Genomic DNA, 20,478 nt, shown 5'->3' with positions numbered 1-20,478 from the left:
TCCGCTGCCCGTCAGCCGACCAATGCTTGCGCTTTCAGCAATGACTTAGCGGCTGAGCGGGCCGTCGCTCACGGTGTTTCGCAGTGCGGCGGTGGCAGGCTGAAACGAAAGAACCGGCCAAAGGGCCGGTTCTTTCGTGATCAGGCAGCGACTCAGAACGAGGCGTTGGCCAGGCCGTCCAGGTAGCGCTCCACGTCCAGTGCCGCCATGCAGCCGGCACCGGCCGAGGTGATTGCCTGGCGGTAGACGTGGTCGGCCACGTCACCGGCAGCGAACACACCCTCGACGTTGGTGGCAGTGGCATTGCCTTCACGGCCGCCGTTGACCACCAGGTAGCCGTCTTTCAAGGTCAGTTGGCCTTCGAACAGCGAAGTGTTCGGGGTGTGACCGATGGCGATGAACACGCCGTCGACCTTGATTTCGTCGCTGCTGCCATCGTTGTTCTTCAGGCGCGCACCGGTCACACCCATGTTGTCACCCAGCACTTCGTCCAGGGTGGCGTTGAGCTTGAGCTCGATCTTGCCTTCGGCGACACGGGCATTGAGCTTGTCGATCAGGATCTTCTCGGCGCGGAAGGTATCGCGACGGTGCACCAGGGTCACCTTGCTGGCGATGTTGGCCAGGTACAGCGCCTCTTCCACGGCGGTGTTGCCACCACCGACCACGGCAACCGGCTTGTTGCGGTAGAAGAAACCGTCGCAGGTGGCGCAGGCCGACACGCCCTTGCCCATGAACGCTTCTTCCGACGGCAGGCCCAGGTAACGGGCGCTGGCACCGGTAGCGACGATCAGCGCATCGCAGGTGTAGGTGCCGCTGTCGCCGGTCAGGGTGAACGGCTTGCTGGCCAGGTCGACGGCATTGATGTGGTCGAAGACGATCTCGGTCTCGAAGCGCTCGGCGTGTTCCTGCATGCGCTGCATCAGTGCCGGGCCGGTCAGGCCATGGGGGTCGCCCGGCCAGTTGTCGACTTCGGTAGTGGTGGTCAGCTGGCCGCCAGCCTGCATGCCGGTGATCAGCAGCGGCTTGAGGTTGGCACGGGCAGCGTAGACCGCAGCGCTGTAACCGGCAGGGCCGGAACCGAGAATGATGACCCGGGAATGACGAACTTCGGACATGTCGTGCTCCTGTCGAGCCGGCCACATGAGGCCGACACCAGTGTGCCGGCGACGCCGGCTGGAAATGAAAAAGGACCTGCGCAGCACTTGGGGAAGGCTACAACGCACAGGTCCGAAAACCTGGGTGCCACCTCCCACTGAGGGCTCGCGGCGTTTCACGGCGTTCAGAAATTGAGCGCACTGTAGCGAGGTGGCAAAGATTAAGGAAATATCCTTCGACAATCCACCTTATAGACAGGCTCTATCCAGGGACGAATCCGATCTGCGATTGTCCCTATGCTTTGTTACAGCCGGTGTCGCGCCTTTCGTCGGCGTCTCAAACTCGGTAATGTCAGCCCGTTTTCCTTCTGTGGAGCATCCCGATGCAAGCCCCCGTCCTGTCCGGCCCCCAGTACCTGCGCGAGGGCCTGAAACTGGTCCTGAGCCCGAACCTGCGGTTGTTCGTGCTGTTGCCGCTGGCGGTCAACCTGCTGCTGTTCGGCGGCCTGATCTATTTTGCCGGCCACCAGTTCAGCCTGTGGGTCGATGCACTGATGCCGACCCTGCCCAGCTGGCTGAGTTTCCTCACCTACATCCTGTGGCCACTGTTCGTCGCCCTGGTGGTGCTGATGGTGTTCTTCACCTTCACCCTGTTCGCCAATATCATCGCTGCGCCGTTCAACGGTTTTCTCGCGGAGAAGGTCGAGGTGGTGGTACGCGGTGAAGACACCTTCCCGGCGTTCAGCTGGGGTGAACTGGCGGCGATGGTGCCGCGCACCTTCAGCCGCGAGATGCGCAAGCTCGGCTACTTCCTGCCGCGCGCCATCGGCCTGTTCATCCTGTCGTTCATCCCGGTGGTGAACGTGGTGGCCGCGCCGCTGTGGCTGGTGTTCGGCATCTGGATGATGGCCATCCAGTACATCGACTACCCGGCGGACAACAACAAGATGAGCTGGCAGGACATGCTCGCCTGGTTGCGCAGCAAGCGCTGGCAGTCGATGGGGTTTGGTGGCATCACCTACCTGGCGTTGATGATTCCGGGGGTGAACGTGCTGATGATGCCGGCGGCGGTGGCGGGGGCGACGTTGTTCTGGGTGCGCGAGCGCAACTGAGGCGTCCGGCTCTTGTGCCGAAACTCACACCCCCGTTGGATGGCACGGGCTACGCCCGTGTTCGCGGGCAAGCCCGCTCCTACAGAGGGATTGGGCTGGTCTTTAGTTTCGCCTACCGCCTTCAGCAGCGGGCACCGCCCGGCAGTCAGTGACTCAACTGGCTGGAGAACTGCCCCACCGCATTGACCACCTTCTTCGCCCCGTCCTGGATCTCGACGATCACGCTGCCGGTTTCCCCGGCCAGCGTCAGGCCCTGCTCGGCCTGGCGCTTGCTGGTGTCGATGATGTCCACCGCCGCCTGGGCCAGTTGCTCGTTCTGCTGCACCACCCGGGCAATCTCCTCGGTGGCGCTGCTGGTACGCGAGGCAAGCTGGCGCACTTCGTCGGCAACCACTGCGAAGCCCCTGCCCTGCTCACCGGCACGGGCGGCTTCGATGGCGGCATTGAGCGCCAGCAGGTTGGTCTGCCCGGCAATGTCGCTGATGGTCTTGATGATCGAGCCGATCACCTTGGACTGCTTGTCCAGCGCCTGGATGCCCTCGGCCGCCTCCTGCATCGAGCTTTCCAGGCCACGCATCACCTCGACCGTCTGGGTGACCACGCCGGTGGCCTTGCGGGCGCTGGCGTCGGTGTCCTGCGAGGTGCTGTAGGCGATATCGGCGGCCTGGGCCACGGCGATTTCCTGGTTGACCTGGTCGGTGATCACAGTGGCGAACTTCACCACTTTGTAGAGCACGTCATGGGCATCGATGATCGGGTTGTACGAAGCCTCCAGCCAGACGACTCGACCATGGGCGTCGATGCGCTTGAAACGCTCGGCCACGTACTCGCCCCGGCGCAACTTGTCCCAGAACTGCTGGTAACCCGCCGAGCTGACTTCCTCGGGTTCGCAGAACATGCGGTGATGCTTGCCACGCACCTGCTCCAGGCTGTAGCCCATGGTCTGCAGGAAACGGTCGTTGGCGGTCAGCACCTGGCCGTCGAGGTTGAACTCGATCACCGCGGTTGAGCGCATCAGTGCCTTGATCAGGCTTTCATGCTCGCGCGAAGTCTCGATGGTGCGGGTCAGGTCGCTCGAATGCAGGGTGAAGTACTTGATCCGCCCGTCGACACCTTTGACCGGTTGCAGGATCGAGCGCAGCCAGGCTTCTTCGCCATTGCCACGCAGCAGGCGGAACGCGCCGTTGAGGTGCTCGCCGCGGGTGATTGCGGCCTTCATGCGCTGGTAGAAATCCAGCTTCTTCACGTGCTCCGGGACGATCTCTTCAATGTTGCGGCCGATCAGACGATCGCTGCTGTAGAGCATCTCTTTTTCGAAGTTGCCGTTGGCGACTTCGATCCGTCCCTGAGGGTCGAGCTGCAAGACCAGCATCTCGCTGTCGAGGCTGTTCTTCACCTGCTCGATGGATTGCAGTTCCTCGCGCAGTTGCTGGATTTCTTTTTTCAGTTTGCTGTTGAACATCACCGCTCTCCCGGAGCGCAATCCATCCATCGAATGCATCTTCATCGGCTGCGGGCAGGAGGTTCTTGAGTGCCCGGCAAGGAAATATTCCAGGGGCCGGAGAAACCTGGAAAACAGGCGTCACCGGGGGATCATCTGGATGTCACATAACGGCAACCCAGCAGGGGGAAACTTTTTGATATGAATACACCGCCCCTACGCATCACCCTGGTCAGCGAAACCTTCCCGCCCGAGATCAACGGTGTGGCCAATACCCTTGGTCGCCTCAGCGAAGGGCTGCGCCTGCGCGGCCACCAAGTGGAAGTGGTGCGCCCGCGCCAAGCCGGTGATGCGCCGGGCAACGCCGACGACACGCTACTGCTGTGCCGTGGCTGGCCACTGCCGGGATACCCGGGGTTGCAATGGGGCGAGGTGTCGATGCACAAGCTGTGGCGACGCTGGCGTCGGTTGCGCCCGGATGTGCTGTACATCGCCACCGAAGGCCCGCTCGGGCTCAGCGCCCTGCGCGCCGCACGGCGCCTGGGGATTGCCGTGGTCAGTGGTTTTCACACCAATTTCCCGCAGTATTCCGGCCAGTACGGCCTGGGTCTGCTGGCACGCCTGCTCACCCACTACCTGCGCTGGTTCCACCGCCGCACCGCGACCACCCTGGTCCCCAGCGCCAGCCAGCGCCTGGAACTGGAGCGCCGTGGTTTCGAACGCCTGGCACTGATGGCGCGTGGCGTCGATGCGCAACTGTTCAACCCGGCACGGCGCAGCCAGGCGCTGCGTGAGCAGTGGGGCCTTGGCCCGGATGACGTCGCGGTGCTGCACGTCGGCCGCCTGGCGGCGGAGAAGAACCTCGCACTGCTGCTGCCTTGCATGCAGGGGCTGCAGAAGAGTTATCCACAGCGACGCCTGCGCCTGATCGTGGTCGGCGACGGGCCACTGCGGGCGCAGATGCAGCAGCAGTTCCCCGATGCGGTGTTTTGTGGCGTGCAACGCGGCGAAACACTGGCCGAACATTACGCCAGCGGCGACCTGTTCCTGTTCCCCAGCCTCACCGAAACCTTCGGCAACGTGGTGCTCGAAGCACTGGCCTCGGGCCTTGCGGTAGTGGCGTACGACGAGGCCGCCGCAGCCCAGCATATTCGCCACGGACACAGCGGCGCGCTGGCCATGCCGGGGGATCAGCCAGCATTCATCGACGCCGCATGCTGGCTGCTCGAGGACGCCGAGACCCTGCGCAGGGTGCGTCTCAATGCCCGCCAGCACGCCAGTCGCCAGGGCTGGCAGGCGATCGTCGAAGAGTTCGAGGGGCACTTGTACAGCGCCTGTCGGCAGACCGCCGCCCAGGGTGAGCGCGCGGCCACGCCACTGACGATCAAGTCAGGCTCGACAGCGCCTCGCGGCTGAACGGCAGAATCTCGTCCTCACGGCCCTCGCGGACTTTCTGCGCCCACTGGGCATCCACCAGCAGCGCGCGGCCGACCGCGACCAGGTCGAACTCCTCATCGCCCAGGCGCTGCAGCAGGCCTTCCAGGCTGGCTGGCTTGGCCACCTTGTCAGTGTCGACCATGAACTGCAGGAACTCGCCATCCAGACCGACGCTGCCAACGGTGATGCTCGGCTTGCCGGTGAGCTTGCGGGTCCAACCGGCCAGGTTCAGTGGCGAGCCGTCGAACTCCGGCTCCCAGAAACGGCGGGTGGAGCAGTGGAAGATATCCACACCGGCATCGGCCAGCGGCTTAAGGAAGGCTGCCAATGCCTCGGGCGTTTCGACCAGACGCGCGCTGTAGTCCTGCTGTTTCCATTGGGAGAACCGGAAGATGATCGGGAAACCAGGCCCCACCGCAGCACGCACAGCCTGGACCAGTTCGATGGCGAAGCGCGAGCGTTGCGCCAGATCGCCGCCGTATTCGTCACTGCGCTGGTTGCTGGTGGCCCAGAAAAACTGGTCGATCAGGTAGCCGTGCGCGCCGTGGATCTCGACGCCATCCATACCGATGGCCTTGGCATCGCGGGCCGCTTGTGCAAAGGCGGCGATGACCTCACGGATGTCATCGTGGGTCATTTCATGAACCACCACCTGGCCATCCTTGCTTTTACCGCTCGGGCCATAGCCCGGCACGCTGGCGTCCGGTTCGGTGCCCAGGCGGCGAACGCTGCCCACATGCCACAGCTGCGGAACGATGCGCCCGCCTTCGGCGTGCACGGCATCGACCACCTTCTTCCAGCCAGCCAGGGCGTCTTCGCCATGGAAGCGCGGCACATTCGGATAACCGTTGGCAGCCTTGTGATCGACCGTGGTGCCCTCGGTGATGACCAGGCCCACGCCAGCCGCAGCGCGGCGCCGGTAGTACTCGATGACGCCGTCGTGCGGTACGCCGCCAGGGCAGAAAGTACGGGTCATGGGCGCCATGACCACGCGGGTCGGCAACTCGAGGGAGCCCAGGGTGAACGGCTGGAACAGTGGGTTGCTGGACATGCGGCGCTCCCGATGAGGGTAAGGAAATGCGCCTGAGCTTAGAGCCAGCCGAGTGGCGGGCACAGCATTATTGATTTGGGTGATTGAGCACGATATGGCGCAGCTTGCTCCTGCACCTGTGGCAAAACTGAGCGGCGGTTCGCCGCTCCAGCATGCATCAGGCCAGTGCCTTCTCGACCGCCTGAACCACCGTCGGATCGTCCGGCGCAGTGCGGGGCGCAAACCTCGCCAGGACGCGGCCGTCCTTGCCCACCAGGAACTTCTCGAAATTCCAGGTGATATCGCCGGGAAACTCCGCGCCCTCGCCTGCCAGCAGGCGGTACAGCGAATGACGCTCAGGCCCGTTGACCTCGAGCTTGGCGCTCAAGGGGAAGCTGACGCCATAGTTCAGGCTGCAGAACTTCTGGATCTCGTCTTCGCTCCCTGGCTCCTGGCCGGCGAACTGATTGCACGGCAGGCCGAGCACACTGAAGCCCTGGCCCTTGAACTGCTGGTGCAGCTTCTCCAGCGACGCGTACTGAGGCGTCAGGCCGCACTTGGAGGCGACATTGACCACCAGCAGCACCTTACCCTTGAACGGTGCCAGGGGCAGGTCCTGGCCGTTCAGCGCCTTGAGCGTCAGATCGTGAAATGCACTCATCTTGATTCCCCTCTCAGGTTGCCGGTTGCCGCTGGGGCGAATTGCGCCCACTAAAAAGGCGCGCGATCAAGCCGTGTACCCGCCCGCAGAAGGTAGGTCGGCTTGCTCGAGCGCCTGACGACTCTCAGAGCTTAGCTGAGAAATCAGTGGTGATGGCCACCTTCACCGTGGATGTGACGGTGAGCGATTTCTTCTTCGCTGGCGTCACGCACGTTGACCACCTTGACCTGGAAGTTCAGGCGCTGACCTGCCAGAGGGTGGTTGCCGTCGACGGTCACGTCGTCGCCGTCGATGTCGCGGATGGTGACGATCTGCATCTGGCCGTCCGGCGCCGAAGCGTGGAACTGCATGCCGACTTCCAGTTGGTCGACACCTTCGAACATGCTGCGGTTCAGGGTGCTGACCAGCTCGGCCAGGTACTCGCCGTAGGCGTCTTCCGGCTCGATGGCAACGGTCAGTTCGTCGCCGGCCTGCTTGCCTTCCAGGGCTTTCTCCAGACCCGGGATGATGTTGGCGGCACCGTGCAGGTAAACCAGTGGCGCGCCACCGGCGGAGCTGTCGATGGTCTCCCCGGCGTCGTTGGTCAGGGTATAGTCGATGGAGACTGCCTTGTTGGCGGCGATCAGCATGGGGCAAGACCTTTTGCAAAAGAATGTAGAGCGCACAAGTGTAACCAAGGCCTCGCCCGATTGCGAACGCGCGGCGGGTGGCGAACGGCCCATCAGTCGGATCATCGGCTTTCACCAGGACGAGGAAGGCCAATGGGTGGTCGAGCTGTCCTGCGGCCATACCCAGCACCTGCGCCACCAGCCGCCGTGGCAGGCACGCCCCTGGGTGCTCGATGCACGCGAGCGCACCCGGCGCATCGGCCAGGCTTTTGCCTGCGGCTGGTGCGCGCAGGGGGCCGATAGCGCTACCCTTGGCCGTTGATCCCTTGCACCGCTTATTCCGAGAAGCACGCATGCAGACATTTTTCATCGCGCCGACCGACTTTGGTGTCGGCCTGACCTCCATCAGCCTCGGCCTGGTACGCGCCCTCGAGCGCGGCGGCCTGAAAGTCGGTTTCTTCAAGCCGATCGCCCAGCCGCATCCCGGCGATACCGGCCCTGAGCGCTCCAGCGAGCTGGTCGCACGCACCCACGGCATCAAGCCACCCACGCCGCTGAGCCTGGCCCAGGTCGAGCGCATGCTGGGCGATGGCCAACTCGACGAACTGCTCGAAGAAATCATCCGCCTGTACCAGCAAGCCTGCGTCGGCAACGACGTGGTGGTGGTCGAGGGCATGGTGCCGACCCGTCATGCCAGCTATGCGGCGCGGGTCAACCTGCACCTGGCCAAGAGCCTGGACGCCGAGGTGATCCTGGTCTCGGCACCGGAGAACGAGGTGCTCAGCGAACTGTCCGGGCGGGTCGAACTGCAGGCCCAACTGTTCGGTGGCCCACGCGACCCGAAAGTCCTCGGGGTCATTCTCAACAAGGTCCGTACCGACGAAAGCATGGCCGATTTCGCCACGCGCCTGCGCGAGCATTCGCCACTGCTGCGCGGCAACGACTTCCGCCTGCTCGGCTGCATCCCTTACCAGGCCGACCTCAACGCCCCGCGCACCCGCGATGTGGCCGAGCTGCTCGGCGCCCAGGTGCTCAATGCCGGCGACTACGAACAGCGGCGGATGAACAAGATCATCATCTGCGCGCGCACCGTGGCCAACACCGTGCCGCTGCTCAAGCCGGGCACCCTGGTGGTGACGCCCGGGGATCGCGACGACATCATCCTCGCCGTGAGCCTGGCAGCGATCAACGGCGTTCCGCTGGCCGGGCTGCTGCTGACCAGCGACAGCAAGCCTGACCCGCGCATCCTCGAACTGTGCCGCGGCGCCCTGCAGGCCGGCCTGCCGATCCTTTCGGTGAGCACCGGCTCGTACGACACCGCCAACCAGCTCAACTCGCTGAACCGCGAGATCCCGGTGGACGACCGCGAGCGCGCCGAGTTCATCACCGACTTCGTCGCCAGCCACCTCGACGCCCACTGGTTGCACCAGCGTTGCGGTACGCCGCGAGAGATGCGCCTGTCGCCAGCGGTGTTCCGCTATCAACTGATCCAACGCGCGCAGCAGGCCAACAAGCGCATCGTCCTGCCCGAGGGCGCCGAACCGTTGCTGGTGCAGGCCGCCGCCATCTGCCAGGCGCGTGGCATCGCCCGCTGCGTATTGCTGGCCAAGCCCGAGGAAGTCGAGGCGGTGGCCCGCGCCCAGGGCATCACCCTGCCCGCCGACCTGGAAATCCTCGACCCCGAGCTCATTCGCGCACGCTACGTCGAGCCGATGGTCGAGCTGCGCAAGAGCCGCAACCTCAACGCCCCGATGGCCGAGCAGCAGCTGGAGGATCCAGTGGTGATCGGCACCATGATGCTGGCGCTGGATGAGGTCGACGGCCTGGTTTCAGGGTTGGTGCACTCCACCGCCAACACCATCCGCCCGGCCCTGCAACTGATCAAGACCGCGCCAGACTGCAGCCTGGTGTCGTCGGTGTTCTTCATGCTGTTCCCCGAGCAGGTGCTGGTGTATGGCGACTGCATCATGAACCCGCACCCCAGCGCCGTGGAGCTGGCGGAAATCGCACGGCAAAGCGCCGAATCGGCGCAGGCCTTCGGGATTGCACCGCGTGTGGCGATGCTCAGTTATTCGAGCGACTCGGCGGCCAGTGACGAGGAAGTGGAAAAGGTGCGCGAAGCCACGCGCCTGGCGCAGCAGGCCGAAAATGATCTGCTGATTGACGGGCCGTTGCAGTACGACGCCGCAGCCAACCCGGAGATTGCCCGGGAGTTGGCACCGCACAGCCAGGTAGCGGGTCGCGCCACGGTGTTCGTGTTCCCGGACCTGAACACCGGCAACACCACGCACAAGGCAGTGCAACGCAGTGCCGACTGCGTAAGCCTGGGGCCGATGCTGCAGGGGCTGCGCAAGCCAGTGAACGACTTGCCGCGCGGTGCGCAGGTGGACGATATCGTGCACACCATCGCATTGACGGCGATCCAGGCCAGTCACGTGCGCTGAAACGCATCGCGGGACAAGCCGGCGTACCGACTTGTCCCGCGAAAGGGCCGCAAAGCGGCTGCGTTACAGGTCAGGGATACTGCTGAACGGTGCCCTGCTGGTCATACTGCTGGCCAGGGATCGGCTTCAGGTTGACCTCGACGCGACGGTTCTGCGCCCGGCCATTGGCATCGGCGTTGCTGGCGATCGGCTGGTCCGGGCCCATGCCACGAACCGACACCCGTGACGCATCGACGCCCTGCGAGGTCAGGTAGGTGCTGACGGCCTGCGCGCGACGCTGCGACAGGTCCATGTTGTGCTGGCGGCTGCCGGTGCTGTCGGTGAAGCCGACCACTTCGATGGTGTTCTGGTTGAACTGCTTGAACGAGCTGGCGAGGTTGTTCAGCGGCGAGTAGAAGCTTGGGGCGATGTTCGCCGAATCGGTAGCGAAGGTGATGTTACCTGGCATGATCAGCTTGATCTGGTCGCCCTGGCGCTGCACTTCGACACCGGTGTTGGCCATCTGCGCGCGCAGTTCGGCTTCCTGCTTGTCGGCATAGTAGCCATAACCGGCGGCAGCGGCGCCTACCGCAGCAGCGCCGATCAGCGCACCCTTGCCACGGTTGTTGTGATCGATGGCCGCACCGGCGATGGCACCGGCCAGTGCACCCAGGCCACCGTACTTGGCAGTCTTGCTCATCCCTGTGGAGCCGCCCTGCGCCTGGCCCTGGTTGTCGTAGGGGTTCTGGCCGGCACAGCCGGTCATCAGGGCAGCAGCGGTAGCGACGATAATCAGACGACGCATGGTGAACATGGACAAGCTCCTGGTGAAATTCGAAAGTGCAGCGGATCGTATACGGATCAGTGCCAGCCTTGGATTGCAGCGACGCGGAAAAATTCCATGAAACTTCACGCCCGCACGAACGGGTTTTCACGCATCTCTTCGCCGAGGCGAGTGTCCGGACCATGGCCGGTCACCACGATCGCCTCTTCATCCAGGCGGTACAGCCGCTCCTTGATGGAACGAACGATAGCCCGTTGATCGCCCCCCCACAAATCGGTGCGCCCCACGCCACGCCGGAACAGAGTGTCGCCGGCAATCAGCAGCTTGTGTTCGGCAAACCAGAAACTCATCGAGCCCGGCGTATGCCCGGGTGTGTGCAGCGCCACGCCACAGCCGCAGGCCAGCGCCTCGTCATCGGCGAGCCAGCGGTCGGGGGAAGGGACGGGCGTGTAGGGCACGCCGAACATCTGGCACTGCATCTCCAGGTTGTCCCACAGCGGCTTGTCGTCCTTGTGCAGGTGCAGGGTCGCACCGGTCAGTTCCTTGAGCCTGCCGGAGGCCAGGAAGTGATCGAAATGGGCGTGGGTATGGATGATGCTCACCAGCGTCAGGCCATGCTGTTGCAGGCGCGCGAGAATCTTCTGCTCGTCGCCACCGGGGTCGACGACGATGGCCTTCTTGCTGACCGGGTCGCCGATCAGCGTGCAGTTGCATTGCAGGGGGCCTACGGGGAAGGTTTCGCGGATCAGCGATACAGGGATATGGGTCATGGGAGTCCAGCTCCAAGCGACTTCACGCTCATTCGAATAAGGTTTGTACGCGCGCCAGCGCATCATCGATGACGACGTCGGGAACAGACTCGATACGCCGGGCACCACGCGCCTCGAGATCCATCGTACGCAACTGGTTGCACAACACCACGCCCTGGGTTCGCGTACCTGCCCCGCTGAGCGTGACTGCAAACCCGGCATGCCGGGTGAAATCCCCACCTTGAGTAATCGGGACGACCACGGCCAGGCCCGCGGTATTGTAGGCAGCCGGCGTCAGTACAAGCACCTGGCGCATCGCACCTTGCTGCTCGCGACCGACCACAGGCTCAAGATCGACTCGCACAATATCGCCCCTGGCGAATCCCGCCCGCCTCATACCTCACGACCGACAGGACGAATGGCGTTCCACGCCGCGAGCTCATCCGGCTCAGGTGCATCGAGATCGCACTGGGCCATCAGATCCTCAAGCTTGTACTTGGGTTTTGATCGGACGGGCTTGAAAACCAGCGACCCGGTGGCGGTATCCAGGCTGAGGACGGAGCCCACGCTCAGGCGCATCTGCTTGAGAATGGTCGATGGCAGGCGAATGGCAGCGCTGTTGCCCCATTGTTGAATCTTGACTTCCATAAGTATCTCCAAAGGTGGATACATAGTAGAAACCCTCCAGATGATTGCAAGTAACTTGTAGAAACAACGTGTCTACATTGTCATCTGAAGCGCTGCTTCTGAAGTCATGAAACCGAGGTCAGGAGCTATCCCACAACGCAGTGGGAAGTGACACTCAAACAGCCAGAGTCAAGGCAAATACAACCTGAACAACCCGCCACCCAGCGCACCACCGTTGGCGATTTCGATCCGCCCGCGTACGCCGTTGCGCTCGTGCAGGGCGGCGATCCTGGCCGCGAAGTACAGGCCAAGGCCGGTGCTGCCGCTCTGCTGGTCGATGCCCTGCACGTAGTCCTGCTGACGCTCGAGCATGCGCTGTGGATAACCGGGACCATCATCGTTGACGCTGATCACCAACTGCTCGCCCTCCTCCTCGACGCTGATCAGCAGCGTGTGCCCGGCGTAGCGAATGGCGTTGGTCAGTACGTTGGCGACCACCGAGGCGACCAGTTCGCGGTCGAAGAAGCCCAGCGGGCTTTCGGTGTCGATGCGCCAGGTCGCCAGCACGTCGCGGTGGCGGATGACTTCCTGCTGCGCCGCCAACTGGGCTTCGACGAAATCCTCGAGCTCGTGGTAGTCGGGGCAGATCGGCAACTGGTTGATGCCCAGCTTGTACAACCCCAGCAATTGCACCAGCATCCCGTTGAGGTGGCGGAACTCATGCTCCATCACCCCTTGTTCGCTGCCACTGCGGGCCTGTTCGGGCAAACGCGCCAGCCACTGATCGTGGGCCTGGATCAGCGCCGAGAGCGAGTTCTTCATGTCGTGCACGGTGGAGGCGATCACCGTCGAGAAATCCAGCCCCTGCTCATCCCGGCTCATGCGCCGAACACCCGCACGTGCAGCTTGCGGTAGCGGTCGAAACGGCTGTCGCTGGCGGGGATGCCAGCCACGCTGTTCAGGCAGTTGCGACATTCCTGCATAAGCGACTCCGACGGACTTTCGCCGCCGATACGCAGCAGCGCCTGGGCGGTATTGAGGGCAATGCTGATGTTCTTCGGTTGCAGCGACAGGGCCTTGCGAAACATCTCCAGGGCCTCGTTCAACTGGCCGCCCTGATAGCTGCGCACCCCTTGGCGGTTGAGGTCGACAGCCTCGGTGACGGCTCCGAGCACCGTCGGATCGTCGGTGACCTTGGCCACGCTCTGCATGACTTTCGGGTCATCCCCGTAGGTTTCCACGCACCCCTTGAGAATCGAAGTCCCGGCCGACTCCTGCCCCAGGTCCTTGAGCTGCTTGGCCACGGTCAGCGCGGCATCGACCGAGAAGAACTGATCCATCTTTTCCAGACGCTGCATGGCCTGCTCGGTGAGCTTGGCCGCGGTTTCCGCATCGCCGGCCTGCTGCAGGCTGGCAGCCTTCATCAGGCGGGCGCGAACTTGCAGGCCCTGGTCTTCGGTGTGTTCCTTGGCAACTTCGCTGAGCACGGTATTGATCTCGACCCGCGTACGCGCATCGAGGCCATTGCCGGCGTTCTTGTTCATCAGCGCCTGGACCAGGCCCAGGTTGCTCTCGGCGCTCTTGTAGCGCGAGCTCTGCCCCTGGCTCACGGCGTGCCGGTAGGCCTTGGATGCGCCTTCGTAGTCTTCGTTGTCCAGGGCCAGCTTGCCCAGCGCCGCCTGGCGCCGTACCGCCAGCGGTGACAGGCGCACGGCTTCCTCGAGCATGTGCTGGGCGCGCTTGTTGTCGCCCTTGGCCACCAGCACTTCAGCCAGCCCGTCGTAAAGCCCTGGCATGATCGGGAAGGCCTTGAGCGCCTGCTCATAGACGCCCTGGGCCTGTTCGTACTGGCCACGCTTGTGCATCAGGCTGCCCAGCGCCGCATACACCCAAGGCTGCGGGCGGCTGGCCAGAATGTTGGTGAGAAACTTTTCCAGGTCGTCGAAGCGATTGAGGTCGCGCAGTGCATCGGCCCGGTAGCGCAGGCACAACGGCGCGAAACGCGGATCCTGCTTGCACAGCTCGGCGCAGGCCGCCAGCACCTCGGCCGGGCGCCCACGGTCCAGCGCCTGGAGAATCGGCTTGAGCAAGGTCTTGCGCTGCACCAGCTTTTCCAGGCGCTGCGCCAGGCCCAGGCGGTTGAACGGCTTGGTCAGATAGGCATCCGGTTCATGCTCGATGGCGCTGAGGACAATCGACTGGCTGCTTTCGGCCGTGACCATGATGAACACGCATTCATGGCTGATGAGCTTGTCCAGCAGCAGGTCCTCGAGCACCTGCTGGCCATTCTTCTTGCCATCGCCCAGGTGGAAGTCCTGGAGGATGAAGTCGTAGCGCTTCTGCGCGCACATGCGCAGGGCCTGCTCGCCGCTGTCGGCGGTATCCACGTCGCGCACACCCAACTCGCGCAGCATGGAGCGCGTCGAGGTGCGAAAGTCGGTGAAGTCGTCGACGATCAGAAAGCTTTTTTGCCCATACTGCAGCATCAACACGACCTGTATTGGGAAGAAGTGGAAAAAGGCCTGCGGCGACTGGGCCCGGCGAATGCTGTATCGGCCGGGCGGCGGGAAAGATGAGACCGGGAAGTCAGCGCATGACGAGATAGTGGCAACTAGCCATCATTTTAACTGCAAGGCGCTTTCTAGACCAGCAGGCCCAGCGACTTGGCCCGTGCCACTGCTTGCGTGCGGCGCTCCACGCCCAGCTTGCTGTTGATATGGCTGGCGTGGGTCTTGACGGTATGCAGGGAGATGAACAGGCGCTCGCTGATCTGCTGGTTGGAGCAGCCTTGCGCGATCAGCTCCAGCACCGCCAGCTCACGGCCGCTGAGCGCCTCGTTGCTGGCCACGCTGACAGGCGGAGTCTGCGGCAGGCGTGCCAGCAATTCGGCCTGGACCGGGCACACGGGGCTGGCGGCGAGCTGCTCGCGCAACCATATCGGACGCTCCTCCAGCAGCCGCTGGAAAGCGTGCAAAGCCCCGCCATGCGCAGCCTCGAGTGCTTTGGCCAGCAACTTGCCCGCTTCCTGTTCGCGTCCCTGCGCCAGCAACAGATCAACCAACTGGCACAGCGCGCTGACCGCCAGCATCATTCCACCACTGGCCTCCCCCTGTGCCACCAGTGCCCGCAGGCGCTGCTCGGCGGGCTCCGGTCGTGCCAGGGTGCGCTCCAGCAACGCTTGTTGCAGCTCGATATGCAGTGGCAGCAATGGATGAAATTCCGGTGCAGCGGCCGGTTGCTCTCCGCCGTAGGTCTGCCCCAGGCGCAGCAGCCAGGACTCGGCAAGGTCGGTGCGGCCCTGGGCCAGCCAGAGTTCGCACTTCACCAGCGTGATCATGGCCAGGTAGAAGATCGGCGGCACGTCCCAGATGTGCATCAGCCGCTCGGCCTCGGCGAGCTCCGCAAAAGCCTCGGCGAAGCGACCGTCGCGCCCCTCCAGCGAGGCGATCACGCAGTGGCCGATCAGTACGCTGATATCACGACACGCCCGCGCTTCGCTCAGCCCGGCGCGCAACCGCGCCCGCCCCTGGCCTGGTTGCAGGCGCGAGGCATACAGGTAGCCTTCGTAGAGAATCAAGCGGGCGCGCACGGCGTACAGGCGCTGCCCCGACAACCCCTGCAGACGCTGCAACCCCTGACGCACCTCGTCCAGGGCGCGCAACACCTCGCCGCGGGCGTGCAATACCCTGGCGCGATCGTAATGGGCCAGGGCCTCGAACAATGGATTGCCAACACGCTGGGCCAACTCCAGCGCCTCACGGTTCCAGCCCCGCGCCCGCCAGAAGTCACCGTCGGCAATGGCCAGGTTGGACAGCGTCGACAGGCACACCAGACGCTGGCCATAGCGCTTGCAGGGCAGGCTCTGCAGGGCTTCCTCGCAGTAGGCCAGGGTGCGCTCGCGATCGCCGCGGCCGCGCGCGATCACGCCGCTGAGCGCCAGCCACTGGGCGAGCATGGATTTCTGGGCGGTCGCCGAGGGCGCTGGGAGGAAACGGCTGAGATAGGCCGCCAGTTCTTCGGCAGCATCCAACTGGCAGGCCAGGCCCAGTGCCCAGCTGTACAGCACGATCAAGCGTGGCGTACTGATCAGCAGGCTGTCAGGCAGGTCCATCTTCCAGCGCAACAGCATGCCGACGTTCTGTTCGGCCAGCAGTTGCTCTTCGGAAAGGCTCTGCACCAGATCGGCGGCGACATCCAGAGAACCCGCACGCAAGGCTTGCTCCACCGCTTCGTCGAGCAGCCCCTGGCGCTCGAACCAGCGACAGGCACGCAGATGCAGCGCCGCCGAAGGCTCGCTGGCCTGGCGACTGCGCAGCAGGTCGGAGAACAGGTGGTGATACCGGAACCAGCGACCGTGCTCATCCAGCGGCACCAGGAACACCTGGTGAGCCTGCAGGTAACGCAGGATGGCCGCGCTGTCCTCGCGCTCGCGCAGGGCGTCGCACAGTTCGATGCAGAAGCGCTCCTGGCAGGCGGTGTCATAGAGGAAGGCCTGGACTTCTACCGGCAGGATCTCGATGACCTCTTCAAGCAGGTAATCGCGGATCAACCCTTCACCACCGTGCAGCGCCTGGGGCAAGGCATGGTCCTCGCCAGACTCGCTGGTCGCCAGTTGCCAGAAACGCAGCCCGGCGACCCAGCCGTCGCTGCGCTGGATCAGGTTGTCCAGCGCCTGACCACGCAGGCCGGTGGGCTGGCGGCCAATCACGGCGAGGGCTTCGTCGGAGGTCAGGCGCAAGTCTTGTTCGTTGAGTTCGGCCAACTGGCGCGACAGGCGTAGCCGCGCCAGATGCCAGTCGGGGCGCTGACGGCTGGTGACCAGCAATGCCAGACCCGGCGGCAAATGGTTGAGGAAGAACTGCAGGCAGCGATCGAGAACCGGCCCCTGGGCAAGATGGTAGTCATCCAGCACCAGCAGCAGCGGCGTATCGCTATTCAGGTAGAGCGCCAGCTCGTCGAGCAGGCTGTCGAGCCATTCTTCGAAGGCGAACGGCTGATGGCGCTGGCGCATCTTTAGCAAGCCCATAGCCTGACCACCCAACGCCGGGCAGAACTGCTGCAAGCCTTCGAGCAGACGCTCGAGGAAACGACCGGGGTCGGCATCGCGCTGGCTCAGGCCCAACCAGAGGCTGCGCCAGTGGCTGGGCAGTTGCTGGCAGAACTCGATGGCCAGCGAACTCTTGCCGAACCCCGCCGGTGCGTTGACCAGCAGCAACCGCCCATCCAGCCCGGCTTCAAGGCGCTGGCACAAGCGCGCGCGCAGCACATGCCCGTCCGGCAGCGGTGGCCGGAAGAAACGCCCGTCCAGCAGACCCAGGGCCTGGCTGGCGACTCCATGCGTACGGGACAAATCTGTCATGGCCGACTCGTTCTGGTTGGAAGATCACGGCGGTACGGATTGTTGCGAGACTAACGGCTATTGCGGCGCATTTGAAGAAAATCGAAACGCTTGAGAGGGAAAAGACTACGACAAAAAGCAACAACACTGATGGACATCAGTGAGATCTATTGCACGGCATAGCACAGACCGCCCCGGCAAGGGCGCAAAGGCTCAGCGAGGTTCGAGCCAGACCAGCGAGGCGAAACGCCCGCCCTGTGGGGTGCGTCGATAGGAGAAGAAACGCGGATCGCTGACCGTGCAGAAACCGCCGCCATACACGGCCGTCACGCCGCGCGCGGCCAGACGGATACGCGCCAGGGCATAGATGTCGGCGATCAGCTTGTCGGGGCGCTCGCCCGCGACGAAGGCACTGGCAGCCTCCGGATGCACGGCGGTGAAAGCATCGCGCACTTCCAGGCCCACCTCGAACGCTTGCGGGCCGATGGCAGGGCCCAGCCAAACCAGCACCTGTTCAGGTGCCAGCGCCAGACGATCAAGGGTGGCTTCCAGCACGCCACCGGCCAGCCCGCGCCAGCCCGCATGGGCGGCCGCCACACGCGTGCCGGCACGATCGCAGAACAGCGCGGGCAGGCAATCGGCGGTCATCACGGTACAGGCGATACCAGGCTGGTCGGTCCAGCTGGCATCCGCTTCGGCCACCACGGCCGGATCGGCGTCGGCCACGACCAGGCCATGCACTTGCTTGAGCCAGGCCGGCTGGATAGCGAATTCATCGCCCAGGCGGCGGCGATTCTCGGCAACCGCCGCCGGGTCGTCGCCCACGTGGTCACCCAGGTTGAAGGTGTCGTAGGGCGGCAGGCTGACGCCGCCCTCACGCGTGGTGACGCAAGCGCGAACCGAGGCCGGGGCCGGCCAGTCGGGGAAGATCAGCGATTGCGTCAGCTCGCTCATCCGATGAAGCTCTCGCGGTCCTGGTCGAGCAGCGACAGCAGCCACATGAAGTCGTCCGGCAAGGGCGATTTCCACTCCATGCGCTCACCGGTCGTCGGATGGTCCAGCGCCAGGAAGCGTGCGTGCAGCGCCTGACGCGGGAAATGCTTGACCGCCTCGACCATGGCCACGCTGGCCGCCGGCGGGATGCGGAAGCGACCGCCGTAGGTCTGGTCACCCACTAGCGGGAAACCGACATGGGCCATGTGCACACGAATCTGGTGGGTACGCCCGGTCTCCAGCTTGACCCGCACATGGGTGTGCGAGCGGAAGCGCTTGAGCACGCGATAGTGGCTGACCGCCGGCTTGCCGCCATCGGTGACCGCCATGCGCTGACGCATGCCGCCGTGGCGACCGATCGGTGCGTCGATCTTGCCACCGGCCGTCACCACGCCAACCACGATGCATTCATAGATGCGGCTGACCGAGCGCTTCTGCAGTTGGTCGACGAGGTTGGTCTGCGCCTGCAGCGTCTTGGCGACCACCATCAGACCGGTGGTGTCCTTGTCCAGGCGGTGGACGATGCCGGCGCGCGGCACGTTGATGATGTCCGGCACATGGTGCAGCAAGGCGTTGAGCAGGGTCCCGCTGGCATGCCCGACAGCCGGGTGGACCACCAGCCCGGCAGGCTTGTTGATCACCAGGATCTGATCGTCTTCATAGACGATGTCCAGATCGATGTCCTCTGCCTCCCATTCACCCTGGGCCTCCTGTTCGGCCTCCAGGGCGAGAACGGAGCCGGTGTGGACGGTATCGCGCGGGCGCAGCACCGCACCATCGACGGTCAGGCGGCCTTCCTTGATCCACGAAGTCAGGCGCGAACGCGAGTACTCGTCGAACAATTGGGCGGCGACCTGGTCGAGGCGTTGGCCGCCCAGCTCGGACGGGACCTCTGCACTAAGTTGAATGATCTCGGACATGCTCGAATCGATGGGCTTACAGCCTTTGGTTTCAGCTGCGTGCTTGTGGTTAAATACGGCTTCTTTTGCCCCGGGGTTGGCCGGGGGCGCTCATCATAACAGGACGGCACCGCCCAAGACAGCGGCCGTCAAAGGACGCAAGCCGCCATGCAAGTGAAACACCTGCTGCTGATCGCCATCCTCGGGCTCACTGCTGCCTGTTCCTCGAACAAGGAAGTCATTGACGAGAACCTCAGCGAAGCCGAGTTGTACCAGCAGGCGCAGGCCGACCTGGACAACCACAGCTACACCAGTGCCGTGAACAAGCTCAAGGCCCTGGAATCGCGCTACCCGTTCGGCCGCTACGCCGACCAGGCCCAGCTCGAGCTGATCTACGCCAACTACAAGAACACCGAGCCGGAGGCCGCCAAGTCTGCTGCCGAACGCTTCATCCGCCTGCACCCGCAGCACCCGAACGTCGACTACGCCTATTATCTGAAAGGCCTGACCTCGTTCGACCAGGACCGCGGCCTGCTGGCGCGCTTCCTGCCGCTGGACATGACCAAGCGTGACCCGGGCGCGGCGCGCGACTCGTACAACGAGTTCGCCCAGCTCACCAGCCGCTTCCCCAACAGCCGCTACGCCCCGGACGCCAAGCAGCGCATGATCTACCTGCGCAACCTGCTGGCCTCCTACGAAATCCACGTCGCCGACTACTACCTGAGCCGCGAGGCTTACGTTGCCGCCGCCAACCGTGGCCGCTACGTGGTGGAGAACTTCCAGGAAACGCCATCGGTTGCCGACGGCCTGGCCGTGATGACCGAGGCCTACCAGAAAATGCACCTGGACGACCTGGCCGCCACCAGCCTGGAAACCCTCAAGCTCAACTACCCGAACCACCCGAGCCTGGTCGACGGTCAGTTCGTACCCAAGCAGAGCGAGTCCGACGGTCGCTCCTGGCTGTCCAAGGCTACCCTGGGCCTGATCGAGACCGACACCCCGCTGCCACCGGGTGAAACCCGCGCCAACCAGGACGTGGTCCGTCAGTTCAAGGACGCCCGCTCGGAAATGCCGGCCGACCTGCTGCCCAAGGACGAGAACGGCGATCCGATCCTGCCGGCTGGCCCCAAGGAAGCCGAAGAGGATCGTTCCTGGTTCAGCTACCTGACCTTCGGTCTGTTCGACTGACAGATCGCGCAACGACAGAAAGGGAGGCCCAGGCCTCCCTTTTTTCATGGCCGCGTCCTAGACTGTGGCCTCTTCATTCACGACAAGCTGGACA

At 64.1% G+C, this 20,478-nt stretch carries 19 protein-coding genes; 5 read left to right on the top strand and 14 right to left on the bottom strand.

The genetic code is table 11. The annotated features are described in order from the left end of the window. Positions 1-152: 152 nt before the first annotated feature. Positions 153-1,115, bottom strand: coding sequence for a thioredoxin-disulfide reductase (trxB, locus tag HU748_RS22360; RefSeq protein ID WP_065863398.1), 963 nt, complete (start codon positions 1,113-1,115; stop codon positions 153-155). Between the two features lie 362 nt (positions 1,116-1,477). Here trxB and cysZ point away from each other — a divergent pair, with 362 nt between their 5' ends. Next, positions 1,478-2,206 (top strand): sulfate transporter CysZ, encoded by a 729-nt coding sequence (gene cysZ, locus HU748_RS22355; protein WP_186667615.1) that lies wholly within the window; start codon positions 1,478-1,480, stop codon positions 2,204-2,206. Between the two features lie 145 nt (positions 2,207-2,351). On the opposite strand, the gene HU748_RS26650 is transcribed toward cysZ, so the two are convergent. Beyond that, positions 2,352-3,668, bottom strand: coding sequence for a PAS domain-containing methyl-accepting chemotaxis protein (locus HU748_RS26650; protein ID WP_186721976.1), 1,317 nt, complete (start codon positions 3,666-3,668; stop codon positions 2,352-2,354). A 180-nt stretch (positions 3,669-3,848) separates the two neighbouring features. On the opposite strand from HU748_RS26650, the gene HU748_RS22345 reads away from it, so the two are divergent. Next, positions 3,849-5,063, top strand: coding sequence for a glycosyltransferase family 1 protein (locus HU748_RS22345; protein ID WP_186667613.1), 1,215 nt, complete (start codon positions 3,849-3,851; stop codon positions 5,061-5,063). On the opposite strand, the gene HU748_RS22340 is transcribed toward HU748_RS22345, so the two are convergent. From HU748_RS22340 to HU748_RS22330, 3 genes are all read right to left on the bottom strand, one after another. Continuing rightward, a complete protein-coding gene (locus HU748_RS22340) occupies positions 5,032-6,135 on the bottom strand; it encodes an NADH:flavin oxidoreductase (RefSeq protein ID WP_186667612.1) in 1,104 nt (367 codons plus the stop codon). The two genes, HU748_RS22345 and HU748_RS22340, sit on opposite strands and share 32 nt — an antisense overlap. A 157-nt stretch (positions 6,136-6,292) precedes the next feature. After that, positions 6,293-6,775, bottom strand: a complete 483-nt coding sequence (locus HU748_RS22335; protein WP_186667611.1) for a glutathione peroxidase — start codon at positions 6,773-6,775, stop codon at positions 6,293-6,295. Positions 6,776-6,918: 143 nt separating this feature from the next. Then, complete coding sequence (locus HU748_RS22330) at positions 6,919-7,404, bottom strand: peptidylprolyl isomerase (RefSeq protein WP_054925639.1); 486 nt, start codon at positions 7,402-7,404, stop codon at positions 6,919-6,921. On the opposite strand from HU748_RS22330, the gene HU748_RS22325 reads away from it, so the two are divergent. Further along, a complete protein-coding gene (locus HU748_RS22325) occupies positions 7,403-7,705 on the top strand; it encodes a DUF3565 domain-containing protein (RefSeq protein WP_186709423.1) in 303 nt (100 codons plus the stop codon). The genes HU748_RS22330 and HU748_RS22325 overlap by 2 nt on opposite strands. 31 nt (positions 7,706-7,736) lie before the next feature. After that, on the top strand, positions 7,737-9,827 hold the full coding sequence (gene pta / locus HU748_RS22320; RefSeq protein WP_186721974.1) for a phosphate acetyltransferase: 2,091 nt from the start codon (positions 7,737-7,739) through the stop codon (positions 9,825-9,827). A 70-nt stretch (positions 9,828-9,897) separates the two neighbouring features. Here pta and HU748_RS22315 read toward each other — a convergent pair whose 3' ends face one another. The 9 genes from HU748_RS22315 to rluD form a co-directional block, all read right to left on the bottom strand. Continuing rightward, positions 9,898-10,620, bottom strand: coding sequence for an OmpA family protein (locus tag HU748_RS22315; RefSeq protein WP_065863405.1), 723 nt, complete (start codon positions 10,618-10,620; stop codon positions 9,898-9,900). A 95-nt stretch (positions 10,621-10,715) separates the two neighbouring features. Next, positions 10,716-11,360, bottom strand: coding sequence for an MBL fold metallo-hydrolase (locus HU748_RS22310; protein ID WP_186721972.1), 645 nt, complete (start codon positions 11,358-11,360; stop codon positions 10,716-10,718). Positions 11,361-11,388: 28 nt separating this feature from the next. Further along, complete coding sequence (locus HU748_RS22305; protein WP_186721970.1) at positions 11,389-11,736, bottom strand: type II toxin-antitoxin system ChpB family toxin; 348 nt, start codon at positions 11,734-11,736, stop codon at positions 11,389-11,391. Beyond that, complete coding sequence (locus HU748_RS22300; protein ID WP_186721967.1) at positions 11,733-11,987, bottom strand: AbrB/MazE/SpoVT family DNA-binding domain-containing protein; 255 nt, start codon at positions 11,985-11,987, stop codon at positions 11,733-11,735. Before HU748_RS22300 ends, HU748_RS22305 begins: the two co-directional genes overlap by 4 nt. A gap of 168 nt (positions 11,988-12,155) precedes the next feature. Continuing rightward, on the bottom strand, positions 12,156-12,848 hold the full coding sequence (locus tag HU748_RS22295; RefSeq protein WP_186709427.1) for a HAMP domain-containing sensor histidine kinase: 693 nt from the start codon (positions 12,846-12,848) through the stop codon (positions 12,156-12,158). Then, complete coding sequence (locus HU748_RS22290; protein ID WP_186721965.1) at positions 12,845-14,452, bottom strand: tetratricopeptide repeat-containing response regulator; 1,608 nt, start codon at positions 14,450-14,452, stop codon at positions 12,845-12,847. Before HU748_RS22290 ends, HU748_RS22295 begins: the two co-directional genes overlap by 4 nt. Before the next feature lie 155 nt (positions 14,453-14,607). Next, a complete protein-coding gene (locus HU748_RS22285; protein WP_186709431.1) occupies positions 14,608-17,325 on the bottom strand; it encodes a LuxR C-terminal-related transcriptional regulator in 2,718 nt (905 codons plus the stop codon). 192 nt (positions 17,326-17,517) lie between these two features. Beyond that, positions 17,518-18,258 carry a peptidoglycan editing factor PgeF gene (gene pgeF / locus HU748_RS22280; RefSeq protein WP_186709434.1) on the bottom strand — a complete coding sequence of 247 codons (741 nt, stop codon included), beginning with the start codon at positions 18,256-18,258 and terminating at the stop codon, positions 17,518-17,520. Continuing rightward, positions 18,255-19,217, bottom strand: coding sequence for a 23S rRNA pseudouridine(1911/1915/1917) synthase RluD (gene rluD, locus HU748_RS22275; RefSeq protein ID WP_186721963.1), 963 nt, complete (start codon positions 19,215-19,217; stop codon positions 18,255-18,257). Before rluD ends, pgeF begins: the two co-directional genes overlap by 4 nt. 147 nt (positions 19,218-19,364) lie before the next feature. On the opposite strand from rluD, the gene HU748_RS22270 reads away from it, so the two are divergent. Beyond that, positions 19,365-20,384: an outer membrane protein assembly factor BamD gene (locus HU748_RS22270; protein WP_186667600.1), complete on the top strand. Its 1,020-nt coding sequence runs from the start codon at positions 19,365-19,367 to the stop codon at positions 20,382-20,384. Positions 20,385-20,478 lie beyond the last annotated feature (94 nt).

The sequence above is a fragment of the Pseudomonas sp. RW3S2 genome (genome assembly GCF_014268955.1).
Lineage (GTDB): Bacteria > Pseudomonadota > Gammaproteobacteria > Pseudomonadales > Pseudomonadaceae > Aquipseudomonas > Aquipseudomonas wayambapalatensis.
The sequence above is the reverse complement of the archived record's forward strand: the minus strand, read 5'-3'. Positions and strand labels throughout refer to the sequence as shown.